27 protein-coding genes are annotated in these 24,194 nt (G+C 62.0%); 10 read left to right on the top strand and 17 right to left on the bottom strand.

Features of this window, described 5'->3' with window-relative positions; translation table 11 throughout:
* Nucleotides 1-367: 367 nt before the first annotated feature.
* Both FA702_RS22140 and FA702_RS22135 read left to right on the top strand, forming a co-directional pair.
* On the top strand, nt 368-589 hold the full coding sequence (locus FA702_RS22140; RefSeq protein ID WP_136958201.1) for a hypothetical protein: 222 nt from the start codon (nt 368-370) through the stop codon (nt 587-589).
* An 81-nt stretch (nt 590-670) separates the two neighbouring features.
* The gene (locus tag FA702_RS22135) at nt 671-943 is read left to right on the top strand and encodes a DUF3761 domain-containing protein (RefSeq protein WP_136958200.1); all 273 of its coding nucleotides are present in this window, start codon (nt 671-673) and stop codon (nt 941-943) included.
* Nucleotides 944-1,080: 137 nt separating this feature from the next.
* Here FA702_RS22135 and FA702_RS22130 read toward each other — a convergent pair whose 3' ends face one another.
* Nucleotides 1,081-1,947, bottom strand: coding sequence for a hypothetical protein (locus FA702_RS22130; RefSeq protein WP_136958199.1), 867 nt, complete (start codon nt 1,945-1,947; stop codon nt 1,081-1,083).
* A 314-nt stretch (nt 1,948-2,261) separates the two neighbouring features.
* On the opposite strand from FA702_RS22130, the gene FA702_RS22125 reads away from it, so the two are divergent.
* A complete protein-coding gene (locus tag FA702_RS22125; RefSeq protein WP_136958198.1) occupies nt 2,262-2,525 on the top strand; it encodes a GlsB/YeaQ/YmgE family stress response membrane protein in 264 nt (87 codons plus the stop codon).
* Between the two features lie 457 nt (nt 2,526-2,982).
* Here FA702_RS22125 and FA702_RS22120 read toward each other — a convergent pair whose 3' ends face one another.
* A complete protein-coding gene (locus FA702_RS22120; RefSeq protein ID WP_136958197.1) occupies nt 2,983-3,219 on the bottom strand; it encodes a hypothetical protein in 237 nt (78 codons plus the stop codon).
* Nucleotides 3,220-3,481: 262 nt separating this feature from the next.
* Between FA702_RS22120 and FA702_RS23045 the strand changes: the two genes are divergently transcribed.
* From FA702_RS23045 to hxsC, 4 genes are all read left to right on the top strand, one after another.
* Nucleotides 3,482-3,757, top strand: coding sequence for a hypothetical protein (locus FA702_RS23045; RefSeq protein ID WP_210417678.1), 276 nt, complete (start codon nt 3,482-3,484; stop codon nt 3,755-3,757).
* Nucleotides 3,758-3,867: 110 nt separating this feature from the next.
* A complete protein-coding gene (locus FA702_RS22110) occupies nt 3,868-4,086 on the top strand; it encodes a hypothetical protein (protein WP_136958196.1) in 219 nt (72 codons plus the stop codon).
* Nucleotides 4,079-5,545: a His-Xaa-Ser system radical SAM maturase HxsB gene (gene hxsB / locus FA702_RS22105; protein WP_136958195.1), complete on the top strand. Its 1,467-nt coding sequence runs from the start codon at nt 4,079-4,081 to the stop codon at nt 5,543-5,545. The genes FA702_RS22110 and hxsB overlap by 8 nt, the downstream gene beginning before the upstream one ends.
* Complete coding sequence (hxsC, locus tag FA702_RS22100) at nt 5,542-6,720, top strand: His-Xaa-Ser system radical SAM maturase HxsC (protein WP_136958194.1); 1,179 nt, start codon at nt 5,542-5,544, stop codon at nt 6,718-6,720. Before hxsB ends, hxsC begins: the two co-directional genes overlap by 4 nt.
* Before the next feature lie 853 nt (nt 6,721-7,573).
* Here the strand turns inward: hxsC and FA702_RS22095 are convergent.
* Together FA702_RS22095 and chrA are read right to left on the bottom strand one after the other, a co-directional pair.
* On the bottom strand, nt 7,574-8,293 hold the full coding sequence (locus FA702_RS22095) for a superoxide dismutase (protein WP_136958193.1): 720 nt from the start codon (nt 8,291-8,293) through the stop codon (nt 7,574-7,576).
* 27 nt (nt 8,294-8,320) lie between these two features.
* Nucleotides 8,321-9,625: a chromate efflux transporter gene (gene chrA / locus FA702_RS22090; protein WP_136958192.1), complete on the bottom strand. Its 1,305-nt coding sequence runs from the start codon at nt 9,623-9,625 to the stop codon at nt 8,321-8,323.
* A 206-nt stretch (nt 9,626-9,831) separates the two neighbouring features.
* Between chrA and FA702_RS22085 the strand changes: the two genes are divergently transcribed.
* Complete coding sequence (locus tag FA702_RS22085; protein ID WP_136958233.1) at nt 9,832-10,887, top strand: DMT family transporter; 1,056 nt, start codon at nt 9,832-9,834, stop codon at nt 10,885-10,887.
* A 614-nt stretch (nt 10,888-11,501) separates the two neighbouring features.
* Here FA702_RS22085 and FA702_RS22080 read toward each other — a convergent pair.
* From FA702_RS22080 to FA702_RS22945, 3 genes are read right to left on the bottom strand one after another with little or no spacing between them, the layout of a single operon-like run.
* Nucleotides 11,502-11,948 carry a hypothetical protein gene (locus FA702_RS22080; RefSeq protein ID WP_136958191.1) on the bottom strand — a complete coding sequence of 149 codons (447 nt, stop codon included), beginning with the start codon at nt 11,946-11,948 and terminating at the stop codon, nt 11,502-11,504.
* The gene (locus FA702_RS22075; RefSeq protein WP_136958190.1) at nt 11,948-12,448 is read right to left on the bottom strand and encodes a hypothetical protein; all 501 of its coding nucleotides are present in this window, start codon (nt 12,446-12,448) and stop codon (nt 11,948-11,950) included. Before FA702_RS22075 ends, FA702_RS22080 begins: the two co-directional genes overlap by 1 nt.
* Nucleotides 12,439-12,612 (bottom strand): hypothetical protein, encoded by a 174-nt coding sequence (locus tag FA702_RS22945; protein WP_168196194.1) that lies wholly within the window; start codon nt 12,610-12,612, stop codon nt 12,439-12,441. The genes FA702_RS22075 and FA702_RS22945 overlap by 10 nt, the downstream gene beginning before the upstream one ends.
* Before the next feature lie 97 nt (nt 12,613-12,709).
* On the opposite strand from FA702_RS22945, the gene istA reads away from it, so the two are divergent.
* Together istA and istB are read left to right on the top strand one after the other, a co-directional pair.
* Complete coding sequence (gene istA, locus FA702_RS22070; protein ID WP_032490240.1) at nt 12,710-14,230, top strand: IS21-like element ISRsp3 family transposase; 1,521 nt, start codon at nt 12,710-12,712, stop codon at nt 14,228-14,230.
* Nucleotides 14,220-14,999, top strand: coding sequence for an IS21-like element ISRsp3 family helper ATPase IstB (gene istB, locus FA702_RS22065; protein ID WP_006955904.1), 780 nt, complete (start codon nt 14,220-14,222; stop codon nt 14,997-14,999). Before istA ends, istB begins: the two co-directional genes overlap by 11 nt.
* A 331-nt stretch (nt 15,000-15,330) precedes the next feature.
* Here istB and FA702_RS22060 read toward each other — a convergent pair whose 3' ends face one another.
* The 10 genes from FA702_RS22060 to FA702_RS22020 form a co-directional block, all read right to left on the bottom strand.
* Entirely contained in the window at nt 15,331-19,734 is a 4,404-nt protein-coding gene (locus tag FA702_RS22060) for a hypothetical protein (protein WP_136958189.1), read from the bottom strand.
* A 420-nt stretch (nt 19,735-20,154) separates the two neighbouring features.
* Nucleotides 20,155-20,367 (bottom strand): hypothetical protein, encoded by a 213-nt coding sequence (locus FA702_RS22055; RefSeq protein WP_136958188.1) that lies wholly within the window; start codon nt 20,365-20,367, stop codon nt 20,155-20,157.
* Nucleotides 20,364-21,170 carry a hypothetical protein gene (locus FA702_RS23040; protein WP_210417684.1) on the bottom strand — a complete coding sequence of 269 codons (807 nt, stop codon included), beginning with the start codon at nt 21,168-21,170 and terminating at the stop codon, nt 20,364-20,366. Before FA702_RS23040 ends, FA702_RS22055 begins: the two co-directional genes overlap by 4 nt.
* Nucleotides 21,167-21,775 carry a hypothetical protein gene (locus FA702_RS23035; protein ID WP_210417683.1) on the bottom strand — a complete coding sequence of 203 codons (609 nt, stop codon included), beginning with the start codon at nt 21,773-21,775 and terminating at the stop codon, nt 21,167-21,169. Before FA702_RS23035 ends, FA702_RS23040 begins: the two co-directional genes overlap by 4 nt.
* Complete coding sequence (locus FA702_RS22045) at nt 21,775-22,146, bottom strand: DUF3768 domain-containing protein (RefSeq protein ID WP_136958187.1); 372 nt, start codon at nt 22,144-22,146, stop codon at nt 21,775-21,777. Before FA702_RS22045 ends, FA702_RS23035 begins: the two co-directional genes overlap by 1 nt.
* A 23-nt stretch (nt 22,147-22,169) precedes the next feature.
* Entirely contained in the window at nt 22,170-22,520 is a 351-nt protein-coding gene (locus FA702_RS22040) for a hypothetical protein (protein WP_136958186.1), read from the bottom strand.
* Nucleotides 22,521-22,605: 85 nt separating this feature from the next.
* Nucleotides 22,606-22,863, bottom strand: a complete 258-nt coding sequence (locus FA702_RS22035; protein WP_136958185.1) for a hypothetical protein — start codon at nt 22,861-22,863, stop codon at nt 22,606-22,608.
* Entirely contained in the window at nt 22,860-23,237 is a 378-nt protein-coding gene (locus FA702_RS22030; RefSeq protein ID WP_136958184.1) for a hypothetical protein, read from the bottom strand. Before FA702_RS22030 ends, FA702_RS22035 begins: the two co-directional genes overlap by 4 nt.
* A 142-nt stretch (nt 23,238-23,379) precedes the next feature.
* The gene (locus tag FA702_RS22025) at nt 23,380-23,745 is read right to left on the bottom strand and encodes a hypothetical protein (RefSeq protein ID WP_136958183.1); all 366 of its coding nucleotides are present in this window, start codon (nt 23,743-23,745) and stop codon (nt 23,380-23,382) included.
* Nucleotides 23,746-23,892: 147 nt separating this feature from the next.
* Nucleotides 23,893-24,183, bottom strand: a complete 291-nt coding sequence (locus tag FA702_RS22020) for a hypothetical protein (protein WP_136958182.1) — start codon at nt 24,181-24,183, stop codon at nt 23,893-23,895.
* Between the last annotated feature and the right edge of the window lie 11 nt (nt 24,184-24,194).

Genomic DNA, 24,194 nt, shown 5'->3' with positions numbered 1-24,194 from the left:
GTGTCGTTCACTCTTTGCGTAGCGTCGGTTATCTACACGCGATTTTTTGCACGATGTCCCACATGTCGATGGCGCATTATAACTTTTGGCAAGCCCTTCGTTCGCTCATTACCGCCGAAGCAATGTCCCCGCTGCGGCACCGACCTGACGGGTGCCGATTGATGTCCTAAACTGGACGCGAACCGCCCATCTGGGCATTTTGCCGCGATCGCCCCAATAACGGCCGTTCGGGCCCCTTGGTCAGGGCATCGGAAGCAGCCATACATTCACACCGGCCCCGATCGCGAGAGAATGACAAATTGGCGATGATTTGGAGCGGGCAATGTGGTGTAGTTCTTGCGATTGAGACCCTGCGGACAGGCAAACCATGATGAAACAGTTCGATGTCGAGCCCGTTGTCGCCAAATGGGAATTGCATAGCGTCGCGACCATGCTGATTGCCACCTATGGCGAAGATGCCGAGCGCACCGCCGAGGAAAATCTGGCGATCGCCATCGCCGAGGAGCATGAAGGCAACGAGACTGTCTGGACCGGCATCATCACCCAACTCCGGGAGATCCGGAAAGGCGATAGACATGGGCAGGCATAGAGGCATGATGGTGGCTGACCGGATTTGCTTACCTCTGCAGCGCAGCACCTGACGGAAGCATTCGAAACGGTTGGGGGAACCATGAAGAAAGCGCTGATCCTTGCTTGCATCGCCCTGGTGGCTGTCCCGTCAGCCTCCGTCGCCAAGACGCCAAACCATCACAGTTCCGCTTCGCGAATCTCGCATGGTTCCGACTATTATACGAACGTGAATGGACACTCGGTTCACCGGCCGATGCGGTCCCAATCCCAACCCAGAGGCGCTACCGCCCGATGTCGCGATGGTACATGGAGCTTCAGCGAAAACCATCGCGGTACGTGCTCGCGGCACGGTGGTGTCGCGAGCTGGCTCTAGCCCAGTCGGGCGTTGGTATTCCCTCGATATGTCAAATAGCGCAGCCAGCTATGGGCGGGAGCCATTGCAGGATCGTCGAGCCTTACGATCCAACTCGGCCCCCGCATCGGACACCAACGGATTTTCAACCAACTGTGTCAGGTTGCGGAAGCGCTTGGGGCTGCTTCCGACTTTTTGAACCCGCATTGGGACTGTTCCATGGCAATCTGCTTGGTGATGCGGTTCGCGTTCTGCGCGTAGGCTTCGGCTACCGAGCCATGGTTTACTGTCTTGCCGCGCAGCGGGCTCACCGCCTCGCATAGGTGGAAGACATGCGGCGTAGCCGAGGTCTTGGCTCCATTTTCCGGCGCGATCCAGTAAACGACGTCCTGGCCCGCGGGATGAGCGTCATCCTTGGTTGCGTCCGCGACCGTCTCGGAATCCGCGGCGATCTGCTTGGCCTGTTCGGCGACTTCGGGCGAGCAGGCGGTTGTGGGCTGGCCAGCCTTGATCTGCGCCGCGCACTGATTCATGTCCTGCGTGTACTTTTCCACCGATGGTGGATTGAAGTCGATCCCTAACACTGTCGCCAGCAGAGCCAGCACGACGCCAACACCGCCGGCGATCTTCTTGTTTTTGGGATCCATGTCCTTGTCGAGGAAGATCAGAGCCAGCAACGGCAGAAAGGCGATGACCGTGATGATCGCGCCGAGCTGGTTCTGAACGAAGAACTTGAAGGGTTCAGACTCGCGCGCCGGATCCTGCTTGTTGGCCGCTTTCCACATCAGGCTGCCGGCGATCGCGAAGACGGCGATACCAATGAGAATCCCGATCAGGAGTGCGAGGTTACCGTGGTCGAACTTATGCTGGCGCAGCAGGACGATCCCCGCGATCTCACCACCGATAGCAACGACCCAAGCGAGCGCGGCGAACAGACGCAGACGCCTGGCACCCGCCTTCTGATCCTGCGAGGCGCGCCACGCCTTCGTAACATCGACGTCACCAGCTGGCTTGTTATCGACCATTACCCCGAACCTCCATGTCACCACCCCTGTTCAACCTCGGCCGCAGTCCATGGCGAGATTGAGTCATCAGTCATTGCACGAACCATTTCATCTCGCAATCGGAGCAACGAGACCGCCATCTCCACCGGAACTGCCGATATTTGCATCCTGTAAATTGGCCCCGCGAGAGTTCCATTCGTGCGTTGGGCAGAGCCCCGCCATTCCGAGAACAAATATGCTCCATTCTGGTGGAACGGCCGATAGCGCCGCTTACATGAAGGTGTCATCTTCAGCGGTGGGGACGAAGACAAACCATTGGGAAGGATACCGTCGCCATGCATTTCATCATCGCGCTCATCATTGGTGGCTTTATCGGCTGGATCGCTGGCATGGTGATGCGGACCGAGGGGGGGTATATCTGGAATATTCTCGTGGGCTGCGTCGGCTCGATCGTAGGCCGTCTTCTGTTCGGCTCACTTTCGGGACATGCCCATCTCACCAGCAGCCCGTTCGATCCGATGACCATCCTCGTCGCCTTTCTTGGCGCGGTCGTGCTGCTGGCGATCTACAATCTCGTGAAACGCGGCCGGGTTCGCTAGCTCGGTCGAAGGGCGGGGCCTCAAGCGCCCGATGTTGATGCCCGTCCCTCTTGCTGGAACTGTCCGGAGAGGTCGTGGGATCTGCCACTTCTCGGCTTTTGGCAGGGAGCGGTAGGCTGGTGCATGGTGGTGTACCCCCTCCTGTCCATGCACCCGTTGCAACCAAGGCCAGCCACGGACCGGGTGTTCCGCCCAAAGAAAACGAAATGTCCGATCCGAATGTAACTGAAAATCGTTCGGATCCGGAGGGATCAGCGTACCACCGTATATGCCCCTCCCGATAGTCTGTTGATTAGAATACAATTTTCCCCCTGCGCTCATTGCGCCGCAAAACCGGTCGAATTTGGTGGCATGCTGATTTCCATAGAAAACCCGCCCGGTTGAGGCCGGGCGGGTTCTGTATTTTCGAACAATCCGGGGCTCACGACCCGCGCGATGTATCAGGCTATCGGGTGCATCAGCATTTCTTGAAGCGGCCGGTCTTGGCATCGCGACAGGGGCCGCGACGCGTGGTGGCCGCTGCGTGTGTCGCGGCAGCTGCGGGCGCTGCTGCCGCATGGCTGGCAGCGGCGGCCGGCGCGGCGGGCGGACACTTGATGAACTTGCCCTTGGCATCCTTGCAAGGCGCAGCATGGGCGGCCGCCGGCAGGGCCAGCGCAGCGACGAACATGGCGGCAGTGAACTTGAGCTTCATGACGATCCTCCTTTGTAAAGGCATGCTCGTGCTGCACGCGTGAGCGTGAGCGCGTGGTGTCGCGCGGATTACAATCGCGCAATGTAATCAGGGCAATCCCGCGACCTTGCTATCGCAGTGGCGCAGGCGATGTCTATAAAAAGCCAAATATCGTCGGGGAAACACCTCAATTTCTTTTTCCGCCAAATTGGTAGAAAGATTGCCACTTGACGCCGCGCTATTGGTAAACGAGAATTTCTTCAGACCACGTTCGGGGGAACAGATGTCCAGCAGGAATTTTCTCAAGCCGTTCGCGCTGACCGTCGGCACTTTGCTCGTCTCGACTCAGACGGCAAAAGCTGCAGATCCGCAGATTTCTTCAGCTATCGAGCATGTCGCGAACGCAGCCACCATTGCTGGCACGACCGATCTGACTTTGGCATTGTCCACTGAGGCGATGACAGCCCAAGCTCAGCACTCCAGCCATTCGTCGCATGCAAGCCATTCCAGCCATGCAAGTCACGCAAGCCACAGTTCGCATTCGTCCAGCTCTTACTGAGCATGCCTACTGGGGATGTAGCGGCGTCTCCGACTGAGGCGATTATTGTCGTTGAGCTCTGTGCTACCGCCTACTCTATTGAGGCTGTGCATCGGGCTGCTTATGCGCTGATGGCCTCCGTCGATGTTCGCATTGTTGCCGTTGATCCGGCAATCATTTGCGAACTGCGCGTTCTGAAAAGTGACCTCGGTCCTGGCGCTGCTGAGCTCGCGTTCTCGCGGGAAGTTACAGATCAGGAACTGCGTATCGTGATTGAGCAGAAGACGGGAAGCTACCGTGATTTGATCCTCGGCCTTGCCTTTTCAAAGACGGGCTTGCAGGGTGACTAAGTTCAAGGAAATTTCCGCTTTCGACAGGTCTTCCAATTCTGCTTATACCATGCTGCCTTGGCGTTTCACGGCACTGGCGGATAATGGACGCTACGTTGCGACCAACCTCGCAGGCGAACATCTTGTTCTCGACCGAGATACGGTTCGCGCTTTTGCACGCCAGCAACTTGCCCCTGCTAATCCTGCCTATAACGAACTGAAAGCCCGCCATTTCCTTATCGACAGCGACACCAATATCGGGGTCGATCTATTGGCGCTCAAACTTCGGACGAAGCTGGCTCCGCTCGCCAATTTCACGGCGCTCCATATTTTCGTCGTCACGTTGCGCTGCGAGCACAGTTGTCCCTACTGCCAAGTTTCACGGGCGAACAACGACCGCGGCGAGTTTGATATGTCCCGGGAGACGGCATTCAAAGCCCTCGATCTTGTCTTCCGTTCTCCATCTCCGGCATTGAAGATCGAATTTCAGGGCGGAGAGTCGCTGCTCAACCTGTCTTTAATTCAGTATATCGTTGCCGAGGCAAAGCGCCGCAATGAAATCGCACAGAGAGAACTCGCGTTCGTTGTCGCCACCAATTTGGCGGTCCTGACGGAGGAGGCCCTGGCCTTCTTCAAGGAGGAAGGCATTCTCGTCTCCACCTCGCTGGATGGACCGGCCGATCTTCACAATGCAAACCGACCGCGGCCGGGGCGCGACTCGCATCAGCGCGCGGTTGACGGTATCCAGAAAGTAAGGGGCGTTCTCGGGCACTACAATGTCGGTGCCTTGATGACCACGACCTCCGCCAGCCTGGGCCGGGTAAAGGAGATCATCGACGAGTACCTGCGGCTTGACTTCGGAGGAATCTTCCTCCGCCCCCTGTCACCTTATGGCTTTGCCATCAAGACCAGGTCCTACGCTGCCTACAGTCGCGAACGCTGGCTGCAATTCTATTTTGAAGGGCTCGACTACATTATCGAGTTGAACCGGCAGGGTTTTGATTTCATTGAGCATTATGCGGCGATGGTGCTCAAGAAGATGCTGACTCCGCTGCAGACAAGCTATGTCGATCTGATGAGTCCCGCTGGAATTGGCATCGCGGCCATCGTCTACAACTACGATGGAACCGTATATGCCTCGGACGAGAGCCGCATGCTCGCCGAAATGGGCGACCAGACATTTGCTTTGGGCAACGTCCACAAGGATTCCTTCGAGGACATCATGCTTGGCGATGCCCTGCTCGAGCCATTGACTCAATCATTTGCGGGATCGGTGCCGGGCTGCTCATCATGCGCATTCGAACCGTGGTGTGGAGCGGATCCCGTGTTCCATCACGCTACGCAAGGCGATGTCATCGGCAAGAAGCCGCTCTCAGCCTTTTGCACCCGAAATATGGCGCTCTTTCGTGGCCTCATTATTCGCATGGAGGGAAGTGAAGAGATCCGGGCCTTGTTTGAAAAGTGGGCCAACCGCGTATGATCCCCCTGCGTGCCCGTGCTTTGGAATTCAATGGCGCAGGCCTGGCACTGGACGTAGGCGTACTGCGTGTTTCGCGCATCCCGCATAGACCCGCTTCGATCAAGGCGCAGGAAGTTTACGTGGCTGGTGACGGCGATATTCCGGACGGCTTTGCCTGGTACATCGTGCATTCTGCGGCCGACTTTGACCGACTTCCAGCTGGTGCGGCGAGCGTCGCGGCACCTGACCAGGCCAAATTTCTTGGCCAAGGTGATGTTATTGCCGTCGATCCGCGCCGCAAAGCCGTCCGTGTGCATTACCGGCGCAGTTCGCCCTACAATCACTTTCTCCTGACGGAGCGTTGCAACAACTATTGCCTGATGTGCTCGCAACCTCCGCGAGACGTGGATGATGCCTGGGTTGCGCAGGAGGTATTGCGAGCGATCCCGCTCGTCGATCGGGACGCTGCCGAGATCGGTTTCACCGGTGGAGAGCCGACCTTGCTCGGGGAACGCTTTCTGGAGCTGGTACAGGCTGCGGCCGCACACCTTCCTCGCACCGCCTTGCACATTCTTTCCAACGGCCGCCGTTTTGCAGATGGCCGATTGGCGGCGCGCCTGGGTGCCATTGGCCATCACGACCTGATGATGGGCATCCCGGTATATGCGGATCTTGCGCACGTGCATGACCACGTGGTCCAGGCTGACGGCGCCTTCGACGAAACCATCAGGGGTATCCTGGCGCTCAAGGCGAGCCGGGTCCGTGTCGAAATCCGTGTGGTGCTCCTGGCACAAACGGTCAAGCGGTTGCCCGAACTGGCGCGGTTCATCGCGCGCAATCTTCTTTTCGTAGACCACGTGGCTCTGATGGGTTTGGAGCCGACCGGCTTTGCTCGAGCGAACATGGCCAGCATTTGGGCAGATCCAATTGACTATGCAGACCAGCTTGAAGAAGCGGTCCGCGTCCTTTCAAACGCCGGAATTCGGACCTCAGTCTATAACAGCCAGCTCTGCGTATTACCCGCCAGCGTACGCCCGTTTGCACGTCGGTCAATCAGCGACTGGAAGCAAACCTATCTGCCAGTGTGTGCGACGTGTGAAGTTCGGAATGACTGCGCTGGTTTTTTTGCCAGTGTCACTTACGCCAGAAGCCGGGGCATCAAGCCCCTCGTCTCCACACCAGCGGCCTATCCTTAACCGCCTCTATAGGAGACGTTGCAGCGACTGGAGGCTGACCACGAAACCGCTCCTTCGTACATCTTCTGGTGATAGGCGGCCAACGGCGGCCGACAGTGCGGCCCTATGCATCGCCGATCGGTGGCAATGGCGGGGCTTGCAGACATTCGCCGAAGCGGCAATCATCAGTGCGACCCCAAGAATTGGTTCAGGCGATGAGTATGATACGGTCAGCTATCTTGGGCGTTTTGGTGGTCGCGTTTGTCAGCGTCGCGCAACCCTCGGCCGCTGCCGTCAGGCGAGTATTGCTGTCCGTGAACGGACTGACCCTGCCCCATGACAAGGACATCTACGCTTTTCACATCGATACATTTGGCGTCCAGTTTGTAGCCGTATGTAGTGTTCCAATGGGCTGGGAACTCAGGTCCGAAAAATACGAAGGTCAAGAAGGATACATATCAGGCAAAGCAGATCTGCACGCGAGCCGTCTCCGGTTCACCAGAATGTATCTTGTCGATGTATATGATTATCAGGAGCGGAGCCGGAATAACGGGCGTCCTGCTTCGTTCAGTGGTTGGGTTCAGATTGGAAGTCGCGAGCGGTTTGGAGACTGGCATGGGCGCGAGGTAGCGCTCAGGCCAAGCAATTTTCATCTGACGAATGCAAGTCGATGCCCCGTTCCGCCGCCGCCTTTGCCCTGACGCGCACCACGTTGTTGTGCTGGAAAGTCCGCAAAGTTGGCGTGACCGGATAGGCCGATTATGACGCAGGGATGGCGATAGCCGCCTCCTGCACGCCGGTGCAACGGGTTGGTGATTGCCGCTCCTGAAACCGCCAAATGTGATGCCTCTCATCGCGCTCCCCTGTTCCCGTTTCAGCCTCGCGTGGCAGCCTTGTAGCGAGCATCGACCACGGCCCAATCGATGTTGTGCATGAAAGCCTCGACATATTTGGCCGCCGCCGCGCCATAATCGATGGCGAAGGCATGTTCATACATGTCGAGCACCAGCAGCGGCGTGCCGGTCACCGGGCCATTGGTGTGATCCCAAGCCCAGTAATTGTGCAGCGACTTCGTGTACTGGTTCCACGCCAGAATGCACCAGCCTGATCCACCCGCCAGCGCCATGGCGGTACGACGGAACTCGGCCTCCCAAGCCTCGAAACTGCCGTGGCTTTTGGCCACAGCCTCGCGGACAGCGCCCTTGGCCACGCCATCTCCGCCGAGCTGTTCGAAGTAGAGTTCGTGGAGGATGACCGAGCCGGTGCGGTGCAATTCCTCGCGTTTGAGATCGCCATAGATGACCGGCGGCAGATCCTTGTCAGCCATCGCGGCGGCAAGGCGGCTCTCGACCATGTTGAGCGCCTTGACCGAGCCCTGATAGTTGTTTTCCCAATGCGAGCGGATCAGCTTTTCCGAAAGGCCGGTGAGCTTGGTGGCGTCAAAACCCAGCGGCTTGGGCGTGTGGCTGCCAGAGAAGGCAGGTGCTGCAGCGGCAGGCGCTGCAGTTTGCGCGCCGGCCTCGATCGGCACTACGGCGGCAGCGGCACCAAGGGCGATTGCGCTCAATGCATTGCGGCGGGAAATATCGGACATGTGTGCACTCCTGTTCGGGGGGATGCGTCAAGGAAGGAAAGACAGCAGCCAGCCACTGATCGCGGCCAGGCCCAGAACGCGTATGACGTTCCATTTGCGCGAGATGATCAGCCAAGCAGAAGCGGCCGCAATAGCCCCCGCGCGCCAGTCGAAACTGGACAGCACCGGAAGGCTGAGGCTACCCCAGACCGGGCGCAGGTCATGGAACAACACCTGTAGCGCGAACCAGGCCGACAGGTTGGCGATCACCCCGACAATGGCTGAGGTGACCAGCGCCAGCGCGCCTTTCAAGGCCTGCGCGCGCTCAAGTCGCTCGATCCATGGCGCCAACGCGAAAACCCACAGGAAGCAGGGCGCAAAGGTCACCCATGTGGTCAACCCGGCACCCAGCAGACCCGCCACCAGCGGCGTGAAAGGCGCCGGTGCGCGGAATGCTGCCAGATAGCCCACGAACTGCGTAACCATGATCAGCGGCCCCGGCGTGGTTTCGGCCAGCCCCAGACCATCGGCCATCTCGGCGGCGGAAAGCCAGTGCTGCGCACTGACCGCCTGCTGCGCCATATAGGCCAGCACGGCATAGGCCCCGCCGAAGGTGACCACCGCCAGCTTGGAGAAAAACACGCCCACGCGCCACAGCACATGATCACGCCCTAGCAGGGCAAACACCGCCACCATCGGCGCGGCCCACACTGCCATGCCGATCAACACAGCCTTCACGCTGTGGCCCCAGGGGCGCGGCGAGGTTGGCAGGGGCTCGCCGCCTGCCTTCAACCCCAGCAGCGCCGGGCGCCAGTGTGCCACCAGCCAGCCCACCAGTCCCGCGCCGATCACCACCAGCGGAAAGGGCACGTTGAACAGGAACAGCGCCAGAAACGAAACGACCGCCGCGCCTTTGCGGAAGTCTGTGCCCAGCGCCCGCGCTGCCAAACGCAGCACCGCCTGCACCACGATGGCCAGAACCGCCGCCTTGATGCCGAGGAACAGCGCAGCAAACCACGCCAGATGCGCCGCCGCACCATAGAGCATTGAAAGCGCCAGAATGACAGCCGCGCCCGGAATGACAAACAGCAGCCCCGCCGCCAGTCCGCCGCGAATACCGTGGAGTTTCCAGCCAATCCAGATCGCCAGTTGCTGCGCTTCTGGCCCGGGCAACAGGTGGCAGAAATTCAAAGCGTGGAGATATTGCTCCTCGCTGATCCAGCCGCGTTCCTCGACCAGTTCGCGATACATCAAGGCGATCTGCCCTGCCGGCCCGCCAAAGCTGAGGCAGCCAATGCGGGCGGATACGCGCACCAGTTCGGCAAAATCAGGATGGGAAGAAGAGGTCGTCATCTATACGCCTATCACCTTTCCGCCCGCACAATGCAGGCCGGAGAAGGCAACACTTGGGCTGACGCCTGGCCGGGAGGTTGCTTTATCCCGGTGCTTCCTCCTCTAGTGCAGCAAACAGATCACGGCAAGTATCTTGATAGATTTGATGGCAAGATCGCAGCATCAGTATTGCCGACATGGCCCCGGCGCTGTGCTACATCGACGCCATGTCCCGTTTCAAGCTCTCCTCCGCTCCCGCCATTGCCTTGACGTCTGCTGCGCTGTTTGGCGCCAGCACGCCCTTTGCCAAGCTGATGCTCGGCGACGGGCTGGATGCATGGATGTTGGCGGGGTTGCTCTATCTCGGCTCCGGGTTGGGACTGGCTGCTGTCTGGATGCTCCGCAAGGACAGGCAGGACGAAGTCCGTCTGGTGCGCAAGGATTGGGGCTGGATGGGGCTGGTCGTACTGGCGGGCGGAGTCGCCGGGCCGGTGCTGTTGATGATCGGGCTTGCATCCACGCCTGCCTCAACGGCGGCGCTGCTGCTCAATGTGGAAGGGCTGGCCACGATGGGCATCGCCTGGCTGGTGCTGCGCGAGCATGTCGACCGGCGGTTGCTGGTCGGCGCGCTGGCGATTCTGACGGGGGCGCTCATCTTATCGTGGAGGGGCGGTGCCGGAAGCATTGGCTGGAGCTCCCTCGCCATTGTGGGCGCCTGCATCGCGTGGGGTATCGACAACAACCTCACCCGCAAACTTTCGGGATCGGATCCGGTGCAGATCGCCATGGTTAAGGGGCTTGCTGCAGGCAGCGGCAACCTGACGCTGGGCCTTGCCAGCGGCGCGCATCTGCCGGGGCTGACGACGCTAGCCTGCGCGGGACTGGTCGGCTTTCTGGGCTATGGGGTCAGCCTCGTGCTTTTCGTGCTGGCCCTGCGCCATTTGGGTTCGGCGCGCACCGGGGCCTATTTCTCCTCAGCGCCCTTCATCGGGGCGTTGATCGCCATTGGGCTGCTGGGAGACCCCGTAACCTTGCGCCTGATCGCGGCCGCCATGCTGATGATCATCGGCCTTTACCTGCATCTCGCGGAAAGCCACGACCACAGCCATGTCCATGAACCTCTCGAGCACGCCCATGCCCATGTGCATGACGAGCACCATCGCCATGAGCACGCCTCCGACGCCCCACCTGGCGAACCGCACAGCCATGCTCACGTCCATGTGCGCCTAGTCCATGCCCATCCGCACTATCCCGATCTTCATCACCGTCACGGTCATGGATGAACGCGCGCTTCAAAGTCGTGTCCTGAAAGACGGGTTTTTGCGAGGCGATGGCGATAGCCGACGCCTGCACGCCGGTGCTCGAACCGGTGATTGCCGCCTTAATAGCGGCCGTTCAGGGAACCAGGCTGGAGCGTCGGAACCAGTCGTTCATTCACCGTCGTGGCGGGGCGCCTGAATGAAGAGGGGTGGGATAAAGCCGTCGTTTGCCAACCCGCGTATGAACGCCAAGTTACGCCGGGACCTGCCATTTGTGGGGCGCAGTGCATACGGCAAACACATCGGTCTATCGCGGGCAGGTGGGCTGGGGCGTATCGCTGGCGCGTCGCATGGACACGGACGATCCCTCCGTTGTGACAGCAAGCGCGCCCTACGCAAGCGGAAGCATGTTTACCGGCCGTGTCGGGGTGGCTGGGGAGTTCTGATCACCGGCGGCATGCTTTCAATCCACAAAGGATGGCCCCTTGATTGTTGTCCATCCTTCACACTTTGCTGTCAGTGTCTTACTGGCCAAAAAGTCTGACCGATACTCGGATGCAATGACCACGCCGCAAGCAAAACTATACTGCAAACGCTGCCGTTCCAGCCTGAGTCGAGTATGTGAGCGCGATTTTTGCTCAACTGGGTGACTGCCGATCTCTTCGAACAAGAATGACAGCAGCGAGCACGCCGACGACGACGCTCACCAACCAAGGATCGAACACAATTGCGAAAACCACCACACGGTTTGCGGAAAGCAGGTGCTCGCTGCCTTGGGCATCGCGCATGATGCAATAACTGCGCCGCGGGCCGCGCGTCCTGGTAAGGCCCGGGAGGCGATAGTCGTCGCTTTGCCAATGCCTGACTTCGGCGGCTGCGGCGCAGGCTGGGCGAAGATAGCGCTCTGCGAGGCCGAATGACACGATGTGGCCAGCCGCAACGACAAGGGCGAATGCAGTTAAAGGCTTCAAGAGCCTGCGCAGTTTCAGGCGAACCTGCTGCGCATCATGTGGGTTGAAGCCATCTCCGTTCGTCATTCCATTGGCCTTTCCTGGTGTGAAAGTGCGCTCAAGGCTGGGCTTCATTACTCCGCCGCAAGCCCAAGCAGCTTGCCGTCCGGCCCCGGACAGGCGCCAAGCCAGACATGGCGTGTGCGGCTGATTTCCTCGCCCGACTGGCCCACGACATGCAGGCGGGTAACTTCGCCATAGGCCACGAGCGGCTCACTCACCCGCCTGCCGCCATCGAGCGACACGGTGCGGATCACGGTCTTGCTGCCCTGTCGGCATACTTCGCGGGCGCCCGTCACGGCTGCGGACGGTCCGCGCGGCGCAATCGGTTCGAGCGGTTCGCAACCCATCTCGCGCGAGCCGGAGGTCAGCGCAGCCATCGCGAACCAGGTCTGTTCGGCAAGGCAGGCTTCGGTGCGGCTTGCCGGATCTTCCCCGTCATCGTTCAGAGCAACGACACTCCACAGGCCGGGCCGCACCGGCACCTCATCGTGGCCGTTTTCAGCGTGCCGACCCTTCGCCGTGCAGGCGCAAGCGGCGAAGAGGGCGAGCAGTGGCCAGCGGGCTATTCCCACGGGTCCACCCCTTTCGGACCTTCGACATCGACTTCGACAACCATGTCCGCAAACACGAAATGGGTCGCATCGAAGTTGTTCTTGCCGCGCGCGCGACAGTGGACGACATTGGCGCGGGCGTAGACATCGAGTTCGTGCAGACCGCTGTAATTGTTGAGTTGCACTGAGAAGTGACCCGGGAGGGTTATAAGTTTTCACTGAGAATTGACCCATGTTTTCCTCGCCCCTGGCTGACAGTCAGGAGGCATCGGAGTGATCGACATGGACCTACTCAGTGTGATCCGCCGCTGGCATTTTCGGCAAGGCATCCCCATTCGCGAGATCCGGCGGCGGACTGGATTATCGCGCAACACGATCCGCAAATATCTGCGCGATGACGCGGTGGAGCCGACGTTCAAGGTTCCCAAACGGCCGAGCAAGCTTGATCAGTTTGCAGAAAAACTGACGACGTGGCTGCGGGTGGAATCTGGCAAGTCGCGCAAACAGAAGCGAACAGCCAAGCAGCTACATGCAGATCTGGTTAAGCTGGGCTACGAGGGATCATACAGCCGTGTTGCCGCCTTCGCCCGCTCGTGGAAGACCGAACGCCAATATGAAAAGCAAACCAGTGGGCGCGGCACATTCGTACCGCTGATCTTCCAGCCCGGTGAGGCCTTTCAGTTCGATTGGAGTGAAGATTACGCCCTTCTGAATGGCCGGCCTACCAAGCTGCAGGTGGCCCATACCAAGCTCTCCCACAGTCGGGCGTTCATCACGCGAGCCTATCTGCTGCAAACGCACGAGATGTTGTTCGACGCACTGACGCAGGCCTTCCGGGTGCTGGGCGGCGTGCCTCAGCGTGGAATATTCGACAATATGAAGACGGCTGTAGACCGGATCGGCCAGGGCAAAGTCCGACAGGTCAATGCGCGGTTCGCTGCCATGGCCAGCCACTACCTGTTCGAAACGGATTTTTGCAATCCGGCCTCAGGCTGGGAGAAAGGTCAGGTCGAGAAAAACGTTCAGGATGCGCGTCGACGGTTATGGCAGCCAATGCCCAACTTCCCAGATCTTGATGCCCTCAATGCCTGGTTGGAAGAGCGGTGCATCGCACAATGGGGAGAAATCCAGCATGGCGTCCTCCCCGGCACAGTTGCCGATGTGCACGCCGTTGAGATTATCAGCCTGATGCCGATGGGGCGGGCCTTCGATGGCTTTGTCGAACATACCAAGCGCGTGTCGCCGACCTGCCTGATCGCGTTCGAGCGCAATCGCTATAGCGTTCCTGCATCCTTTGCGAACCGGCCAGTGAGCCTGCGGGTCTATCCTGATCGGTTGGTCATCGCGGCCGAGGGGCAAATCTTGTGCGAGCACAACCGGATTATCGACCGTTCTCACCAGAAGCCGGGGCAGACGATCTATGACTGGCGGCACTATCTGGCAGTTGTTCAGCGCAAGCCTGGCGCTTTGCGCAATGGGGCGCCATTCCTCGAAATGCCCGAAGCCTTCCGGCAACTGCAGGGGCATCTGCTCAAGCGGCTCGGTGGTGACAGGGAGATGGTCGAAATCCTCGCCCTTGTTCTACAGCATAACGAACAGGCTGTGCTCAGCGCCGTCGAACTGGCCCTCGAAGCTGGGGTGCCGACCAAAACCCACATCCTCAATGTTCTGCACCGCCTGATCGATGGCAAGGCTCCACCGGCATCCCCAATCGATGCCCCGCAGGCCCTGCGCCTCGCCCAGGAGCCTGTTGCCGATGTCGAACGCTACGACACGCTGAGGGCGTTACGCCATGCGTCATGATCCGGCCAGCGCCGCTGTGGTTGTCATGCTACGTGGCCTCAAAATGTATGGCATGGCGCAAGCCGCTGGTGATCTGATCGAGCAGGGCGCGCCAGCCTTTGATGCTGCCGTTCCGATCCTCTCACAGCTTCTCAAGGCGGAGATGTCCGAGCGGGAGGTCAGGTCCATTGCTTACCAGATCAAGGCAGCCCGGTTCCCGGCCTACAAGGATCTGGCAGGCTTCGACTTTGCCGTCAGTGAGGTCAACGAGGCGCTCGTGCGTCAACTTCACCGTGGTGACTTTATGGATAGCGCCGACAACGTCGTACTGATCGGCGGACCAGGCACCGGCAAAAGCCACATCGCGACGGCTTTGGGCGTCCAGGCGGTTGAGCATCACCGCAAAAAGATCCGCTTCTTCTCCACCGTCGATCTGGTCAATGCGTTGGAGCAGGAAAAGGCCGCAAACAGAGCGGGCCAGTTGGCCGAGCGTCTGTTGCGCCTCGACCTCGTCATCCTTGATGAGCTGGGATATCTACCCTTCAGCCCTTCAGGCGGGGCCATGCTGTTCCATCTGCTCAGCAAACTCTATGAGCGGACCAGCGTTGTTATCACCACCAACCTGAGCTTCAGCGAGTGGTCCAGTATCTTTGGCGATGCCAAAATGACCACCGCCCTGCTGGATCGCCTCACGCATCATTGCCATATCCTTGAAACCGGCAATGACAGCTTCCGCTTCAGAGCCAGTTCCGCCGCCCCAAAATCCAGAAAGGACAAATCACCCGCTTGACCCTGCTCGTCGCAGGCAGCACATCATCCACGCCCACCCGGGTCACTTCTCAATGAAAATCCCGGGTCACTTCTCAGTGCAACTCAACAGGCCATTGGCCGATCGTGCTGACCGCTTGCCGCGCACATCGCCTGCCAGTGCCTCCGCAAGTCTGGCGCGACCTCCTGCCCCATATCAGACGGCCAGCCAGGGGGCCGGTCCCGCCGCCAGATGATGGCGCGCCTGAGACGCCAGACGCTGGACCCGACGACGCTAGCTAGACGCGATCACCCGCCAGCGCGGTCCCGCCACGCCGAACAGGGCTTCGCTGATGCATGCCAATACCAGGTCGTCAGTTGCGTCGTTTCGATGGTGCCTTGATCGATTTTCTAGTCTTCGCTGTGCTTGACTTGCGTTTGGCGCGCGCGGCCGCGCGCTTGACCTTGAGCGGGACCACCTCGGAGACGTCGATCGCGCACACAATCGGTTGCGGACCGGTCGCCGCGCTTTCGCGAATTGCCCGTGCGCGCGCATGAAGATGGTCCATGACGACGGAGAAGGGGACGAGTGGGCCGCCCGGCGCGATTACCCAGCCACCCGGGCGCGGCTGCTGGAGGACGAGGAGCAGGATGCCGTGACGTGCCGTCTCGTGGCGCAGATACTGACCGCAAAGTTGAACTTCTAGCGCCGCTTCCAACTGCTTGACCGAGAGGCCATCCGCCACCTTTATCTCGACCGGCAGGTCGACACCGCCGTGCCGGCTCGTCAGCGTGATGTCGGGTTCCTTTTCATCCGCGAAATGGGTCTCGCGCTGTACGGTATAGGCTTCCTTGCGCCGCTCCTCAAGCTGGGTCGCGACCCATCGCTGGACCGCATCCTCGTCGGCCAGTCCCTGCAGCGTATCGCCCTGCGCGAACTTGCCATGAAGAAGATCATGCTCGATCGCCTCGAGCCTGCGCCGCGCTATCAGCTGCAGATCTTCCGTCGTGCGCGGCGCGCGATCAAAACTCTTCTCGAACACCACCACGTCGGACGGCAGCCAGGCGACCAGCTCCGAATTCACCTCGGCATGCCGCTCGGCATGGATGCGCAGATGCTTGGGTTCGATCGGAAAGTCGGGGATCTCCGCCATGCGCCGGATCGCGGCCTGCGTGGCTTCACCGGGCGTCTTCAGCAGTCTGTCGAAGATCATATGCCGCGCGTCCTGCGCCTCATCGCGTAAGCCCGGCGAATAGACCTTGCCGTTCGCGCGCACGATGTCGTCCGCGGGTCGGACACCCTCGAACGCGATGATGAGCAATTGCTCGAGCCGTTCAGCGGAAAGAGGCAGTGGCGGTGCCACGGTGCGATTGAACCGGCCACCGAACAGCCGCGGCAACAGGGTGCAGCACAAGGCGGCCTGGTCTTGACCATCGAGCGTGCTCATTTTCTCGCGCAGTCGGTCGACGGCGCGATCGCCCTCCAGCGCGAAGAGAAGCAGCAGATAATAGGCTGCGACTACGGGGTCGGTCGCCGCCGTCGCGCGCGTTTCGGCCAGCTCCGCCAACCCCTCGGACGGGAAAGGCTGTGCCTGGATCAGCACCGAGACGATCTTCTCGAGCGCCAACGCCGCCAGATTGTCATTGTCGCGCAGATAATCAATCAGGTCGGGAACCAGCAGCCGGGCAAGCACGCCATCGGCATATTCCAGCCGGTCGAGCATCCCGTGGTCTACTTTATCGAGCCGGTCGAGCTGGGCGCGTGACGCCCGCCACAACACCGAGCGCACGGCCTCGGGATGCGCTTGGCTGAGCGGTACGAGATAGGCTGGAAAGCCGTTGAGCTCGATCACGGCCAGCCGCGCCGCCTGCACGGCGCGGGCAGTATCGAGCTGCTCCGCCCAGTTTGGAACTGTGGCTGCCGCCAGCGACATGCCGGTCAATGCCATGATGTCAAAGCTGGTGACCGTGCGGCGCTGGGCGGCCTCTTCGACGGTTCCGACCGGAGTGCGCTTATAGGCGAACGCCATCAAAGCCTCGCCGAAGCGTCTTGTCATCTCCGGCCCGAACACCGGCTCGACCACATCGAGGCTGTCGATCGAGTAGCGCGAGCGGGACTCAGTCCGCCAGGAGAGGAACTGCCAGAGATGATAGAGGCGCGAGTCTACTGTCTCGTCGGTTTGAGGCGACAGGCTGTCGAAGAAGCTCGGATCGTCACGGAGCGTGTTGATGAGCTCGACCCAGCTCTGGTCGCGCGCTTCCGCTTGATCCTCATTGCGCTTCCGCGCCGCGTCGAACCCAGCCATCCGCTCGACCATCTCGGGCGTCTCGGGCGGCGGCGACCGCCAGGCCGCAAGCTGGGCCGAGAACTCCGCATCGTCGGCCACGGCGTCGACGATGCGCTGCATGTCCCCGTCAGTGCCCCCGAACTGCCGCCAGAGCGTATGCGCCGCACGGAGCGCCGTCAGCCGATCCTGCCGGTCGGTTCGCTCGCGCACATCGAGGAGGAGCCAGTCGATGTCGGCGAGGCTCAGCAGCACCGGCCATCCGAGATGCTGGACCAACCAGATGTTGAGCTCGCCATCGTCACGCGCATAGGGGTGCGTGCGTAGCCGCACGATCGACCGCCAGAGCGACGTGCGGCGCCGCCCCGGAGATGCACCAAATGCCTCGCCCAGCGTCTTGAAGCTTGCCTCGGACCCGCTTCGACGGTGCGATTCGTGAAGCAGTAGGAAGAGATCCGTGACGACATCGGGGATGTCCGACGGATGATAGTCGAGGAGACGAAGCGCTGCGCTGGCTGCCATCTGCGAGAAGGCCTCGCGAAACGGCTTGTCCTCATCGACCGTGTCGCCGCTAAAATCGCCGGACCGAGCGACGACCTCGGTCAGGAACCGGTGCAGGTCTTCCCGGCGCGTCAGGCCCGCCGGCAGCTCACTGCCCAGCGGCAGTATGGTCGCAATGTCGTCCTCGCCCGTGACCCCGGCTTTATCGATCAACGCGAAGAATGCCCCAACATCGATCTCTTCCGGGAACAGCGCGTCTAGGGCCTGGAGAATGATCGAGCGTGAGAGATCGGAACCCTGCTCCGCAACGTGCTGTGCATAGGCGGCACGATCTGCCTTCTCGCCAAGCTTCAGAAGAGCCCGGCTCGCGAGCAGCTGCGTGATCTCATCGGTGCTGCGGTCGTAGGCAACCCGGCGCACAACGGGGAGACCGCCTTTCTGGCCGCCGAAATCGACGAGGCGCAGCAGCAGGTGCCGAGCTTCCTCATCGCCTTTGGCAATCTCCCACCAACCCGCGATATGGTCGTCGAGGCCGGGATCGGCGAACCGGCGAAGCCCCTGCTCGCCGAACCAGAGCTTCTGTGGATCAATCGTCTCGACCTGCGCGAGCGCCGCCGCAAATGCCTTGACCCGCACCGGTATCGGCAACGACCCCGGATCCCCATAGCGCAGAAGATTATAGGGCGACCGAGCGATGAGTGAGTCGGCGATCGCATCATTCTCTCCGGCCAGCCATGCTGAAACCTCGACCATCTCCGGCCGAACCAGCCGATAGCCGTAGGTATCGGCAAACAGGAGATCGTTCGCCACCGCCACGGGACACCCCTCAGCGAGAAGCCGTCCCAGCCAGCGCGCCAGCAAATAACATCGCAGCGTCGCCTCATTGTCGTTGTGCAGCCGCGCCCGGCCTAGCGTCGCCGGATCAAAGACCGGGCGCCCCAGCAGAAGGAGCCGTTCGCCATCCGGCCAGTCCGGCAGGATCTCCTCGATTGGCATCGAGCGCTCGGGAGGCGACAGGTCCAGGCCGGCGGCAGGGACACGCACGGAATCGCGCCCGCACAGCAAAAACGCTGCTCCAATCCGGTCGAGGGCATGAGCGCCCTTGGCGAGGTCGAGCGGATCGCGCTTGCGGCGAAGCGGATCGGGATCGAGCAGCCTCGCCTTCAGGCTGGCCTCGATCATCTCCCGAAGCGAGCCGAGCCGCTTATGACCGCGCCAGAACTCCACCATCCAACCGAGGTCCATCGGCCGCGCCGCGAATTCCCAAAGGCTGCCATGATCGACCGCAGCCAGGAAAGCATCGATCGTCTTGATGCCTGAGGCACGCGCGAAGCGCTCGACCTGCCAGCGGCTGAGCGGCTCCATGACCAGGACACCGATCTCTTCGCGCACTTTTGGCGGACTCTTGTCCCGGTTCTGCAGTGTCGCGCGAACCTCATCCGCGACATCGGTCGGGGGAGGGGGCGGCTCGGGCAGCGAGAGCCATTTCTCGACCGAGATGCGATCGGCAGTCTTATCCCAATCGGTATAGCGGCTCGAGATGTAGAGATGAACGCGCTCCTCCAGCCCGGCGATCGCATCGGCCAGCTTCCGACAGGCCGTGTCGAAATGATGTCCTTGGTCCTTGGCTTCGTCGACCGAGTCCACGAAGAGCCAGCAAGGCGCGTCCGGGTCTGCCCGCCATTGCGCAAATCGAGTGCGGTCGTTCGGAACCAGCGACGCCTCGAGGCCGGCGTCCGCGACGTCGCGCACAGTCGCCTTGAACGCAAACTTGTTCGTCTGGCGCAGGGCGGAACATTGATGGTCGAACTCGCTGGACTTGCCGCTGCCCGCCTCGGCGAGAACGATGGTACGGCGCGTCTCCAGCAGTTCGGGCCACGCCGACGTGCCTCTCAGGTCTTCGCCGAATAGCCCGCGGAACGACCGGTCATCGTCCCCTTCCTTGGTAGCCGGACGAAACCGGCGACTGAGATCGTAATGCTCCCCGAACATCTTCTCTCTATAGCGGCGCCGTCGAGTAGGAACAGCGCCATGAGGCTCTTTGATGCCGGCGCTTACACTGACATGTCTGTAGGGCAATTATCCCGTTTTCGCGGCCTTTAAGCTGCCGTTCCGGACTGTCCGCAAACCTCGCCGAAATCAGCCCTTCACCAATCACGCGCGCCAGCCCTGATCACACCATCGCTACACCGGCCCCATCGGCGTGAGAACCTGGCTCTTTCGGCCCGGAACCGGATGGCTGGCAACGCCGGGCTATACCGATGAAGCCCGGTCGTTGGCCAGACTGCTGTGTCTCGGAGCGCTTCGCCAGCTCGATGACGATCACACAAGGCTCGCCCCCGGCCATGGAAGCGCGGTGACAACCGCCAGTCAGCAGGACCAGCGTCACAAGCACGGAGAACCGCGCGGGCTTCATATCCTTTCCACCTCGCTGACCCAGCGCTGGGCTACGGCGGGATCGGAACAGAGGATCGCCACGACGCCGGGTTGCCCTGCCAGTTCCTCGACCAGATAGGGCCGGCCGGGATTGCCGGTGCGGACCAGCGCGTAATCGCGATCATGATCATCGGCCATGGAAGCGGCCACGCGCCAGGCGTTGTCGTATGTCGCAAGATTGCCTGTCATGTTCGCTTCCCGTTTGGCGCTGCGTGCCGCGCACGCGCCTGGCTGGCAAGAGAATTTGCCCCTGCCCCGACCAAGGGTCGGTGATGGCCCTGCCCGATCAGCGCCGACGTGGGCAAATATAGGTCCACGTCAGCTTCCTCCCGTTTGCATGAGTGATGGGGGGCTAGCCGAGTGCCTCCTGCAAAACGTCGCAACGCCAGCGTCATGGCCCCACGAACTGCCTTGCGGTTGCTGACATGGAACACGGGCTCGAGCGCGGCGCCGTCGCCGGCGACATAGTCCCGTGCCGGTTCCCCGGTCGTGGTCAACGTGATGACGATCCGATGCCCGTGGGCATCCTTGCCAGTACAGGTCGCGGTCAATTCGCCAAGGCGGGCCACCAGCCCATGGATGGCCTTCCCCCAGCGGATATGTCCCGCCGCGCGGGTCTCCCCGGGACAGAGACCGCGCTCGAGCCAGCGGGCGAACTGCGTCCGCTGCAGCGGCAGGGTATGGCGCAATCGCTCCTGATGGCGGGCAAGCGGGAGGAAAGGCGCGTGGGCATCGATCACCGCGAGATCCGCGCCCTGGGCCGCGACAAGGATGTCGGAGAAGTCACGTCCGGCAAACAGGGAATTCAGGTTCGCCGGCGGCGGTGGCCAGGTTGCCGCTGCGCGCACGTCATCCAATGCGCACAGGACATCGCCAACGACGACCAGAACCGCCGCGCCGTCCCCTCCCTCGTGCGCCAGCAACGGCGGTAGCAGTACAGCGCGGTTGTTGGTGGGTGCGGCCAGCCCGGCTTCGGCCGCGCCGAAGATCACGAGACGACGCGACCAGGGCGCGGGCCGGCAAGCATCGTCGGGCTTCGGCCATGTGCTCGGCAAGGGGCGAGAGGATAGGACTGGCATCGGCTCCCGCTGTGGTGCGGCAACGCGCAGCGCCCTGCGGGCGGTGTCGAAGAGATCCTCGCGGTCGCCCCCCCTTCGCGGAAGCCGTGATCGTAGGCGTCGCGTTCCGACCCAGTGCAATACGGCGCATAGGGCCATCCCGACCGCGCGGCATGGAGCCCATCGGCATATCGGACCGCCGCCATCCAGGCGAAGCCATGGATGTCCCGCCCGGCGAGAATGGCCCGATCGCGACCGTCACCCTGTCCGGCGGCAAGCCTGGAGGCGGTGAAGGCGAAGTTGCGGCGCTCCCGCTCCTGCGCGTTCCGACGCGCGATGGCGTCGTTCAAGGGTCGCATTGCGCCGACGCGTTCCCGCAGGCGCTGCATCCGAGCCTCTGGTTCGGCGCCCGCGGGCAGGTCCGGAAAGCGCCGCCAGATAACGGCGAGCTGCACCGCCTCCGCCGGCGGCCTGCCCCGGGCAATCCACGCCCCGGCCTTCCGCGGATCGAACGGCCCCGAGGTTTCGACGGTGGCCATCACCAATCCGCCGGCAGGAGAACGGTGACCACCCGCGTGGTCACGGTGGCGTCAGCGGGATCGTCCGATCCGTATGCGAGAGCCTTGTCGAAATAATCCACCTTCACCCAGATGGTGTGCCCATCGAGCGCGAACACGCCGAGATCGCGCTCGGGACTGTCAACGCTGAAGGTGCAGCGGCGCATCGCGGTGAGGATGCGAGCCTGGTTGAGGATTGCGACCGGCCCCTCGAGCGGCCCCAGCGTCGCGACGCAATTGCGGGTGATGACGATGCGCGCGGACTTGTCGAGGCCAAGCCGGGCGCGGTCGTTGAGCCGGGCGATCTGTTCGACGCGCGTGGGCGCACCCGCCGGCGGGATGGGGGCAAGCATGATGGTTCTCCCGGTAGAGGGTTTCAGACGGCGGGAACGCCAAGCGCGGCCAGCGCCGGATCGAGGACGAAGCCGAGCGCATGGGTGAGCGCGATGGCGGCCGCGACGTCGTCAGGGGTCACGTTGAAGGCGGCGGCGAATTCACCCAGCGTCTCGTGCGCCCTGGGCTGAACGCCGTGGAGATTGCCCGTCGCCTGCGTGACCGCAAAGGGCCAGCAATGGGCAACGCCGACCACACCCTCGGGCAGGATAAGCAGGGTGTCGCCGCTCCCAATCCCCTCGTCGGTCTGGGTCGCGTCATAGGCGTTCCCGGTACTGGCAAAGCTGTGAATGCGACTGGGAATGAAGGCGAAGCGTTCGTTGTCGCTGAGCATGGGAGGTTGGACTTTCTGGCGAGCGGAATGGCTCGCCACTCCCCTTCCCCCCTCTGCTTTATCCGCACCGTGGCGCCGGGCGTCCTCACCAATCGTAGGTCGGCAGGATGGTGAGCGTGTCGGCGTCGCGATCGAACATCAGCCAGTCGCAGCCAAGCCCCCGTGCCTGGGCGAAGCATTCGGCAAGGTCCGCAGGCAGATCGGCAGGATCGTCCTGGGGTATGGAAACGAACCACCCGTAAGCCCCCTTCTCGAAGACGGCGAAAGGCGCGCGATGCAACCAGTCGTTGCAGGTTTCCTCGCGCAAGTGCGCGGTGGAGAGCGCCAGCATGGTCTCGATCATGGCGCGCTCCGGCCTTCGGCCAGCGCGATCGCGGCAAGCAGCCGGTCGTGTGCGAGGACGTCGTAGCCCTTGCGCCGCGCGGTGCTCTGGTCGCAGAGCGCGGCAAGGGCGTCCCGCGCTGCGGCAAGCAGATCGTGCGCCGCGCCCTCGACCACAAGGCGGGCGCGCTGCTGGTCGATGACGGCGATCCGCACGGGATCGGTGATGGTGAATTCTTCCAGCCTTACATCTCCACAGGCATTGCACCACTCGTTGTCGAACGCGCCGAGCAGCACGCTGCTTTGCGTGACCACATCCCAACCGGCATTGGCGTCGTTGCCGCATTCCTCGCTGCCGCAGAGTGGGCAGCGATAGGCCAGATACATCCCGTTCATGACAATACCTCGTGCTGGATCGGTGGCGATCCGGTTTCGTGTTCAGAATGAGGGGGATCGCGGTGGGCCGATCGACCGCCCCAAACCGCACAGTAAAGTCCGACGGCCCTCTTCATGGCGCTGCGGTGACCGATAACGGCGGTCACCGTCCTGCCCCTCCCCCAAGCGCCCGAAGCACGGACCGCAAGGCATCCGTATGCTTCAGCAGGGCCTCGAGGCAGTCGGCCGCGCTGTCCGCGAAGGCCTCGTCATCGGGATCGCTCATCGCGATCACGCCGGCGACGGCCTGCAACAGGCGAACCATCTCGGGGATCAGCGCAACCGCGCTGAGGTTGGCCTGCGCCTCGCCGATCGGGCGGCCGCCGGCCTGGACGAAGCGGCCGACATACTGGTGTCGCCGGCATACCGGATCGATCGTGGTGATGTCGGCCTCCCAGTCGAATGGCCACGAGGCGGAACCGGGACGCAAGGGGCCGGCGCGCCACGCGCCGCGGGTGATCATGGTCATCGGGATGTCTCCGGTGAACGGGGTTCGTCAGGCCGCCAGTGGCAGAGCGGACGAGGTGATACCGACGGCGTCAGGCGCGCCGAATATGGTCGCGAACGTCACGGCGGACCGCGCGAGCCAGGCGCGTGCCACTTGGCCCGTGTCGCTCTATTCGCAGCGGAGCCGGAATTCCCGATCGGTACGCCGCGCCATCCAGATGGCGACAAGCCCATCGTCGGTGGTCACGCCGATATCGGCGAAGGCGTTGCGCAGGATCACCCGCGCGTTGCAATCGCGCCAGCAATCGATCGGGTCGAACGAGGGGAATGCCGCGCGGGCGCGGACACGCACGTCCTCGACGAGCCGGGCATGATCGCTCATCCATGTGGTCGCATCGGCCGCATCGAGAGCATGATAGGCGACGGACGCGCCGGCGGGATAGCGAAGGGGCGAACCCATGATGGTGTCTC

The sequence above is a fragment of the Novosphingobium sp. EMRT-2 genome, from assembly GCF_005145025.1.
Classification (GTDB): domain Bacteria; phylum Pseudomonadota; class Alphaproteobacteria; order Sphingomonadales; family Sphingomonadaceae; genus Novosphingobium.
The sequence above is the reverse complement of the archived record's forward strand: the minus strand, read 5'-3'. Positions and strand labels throughout refer to the sequence as shown.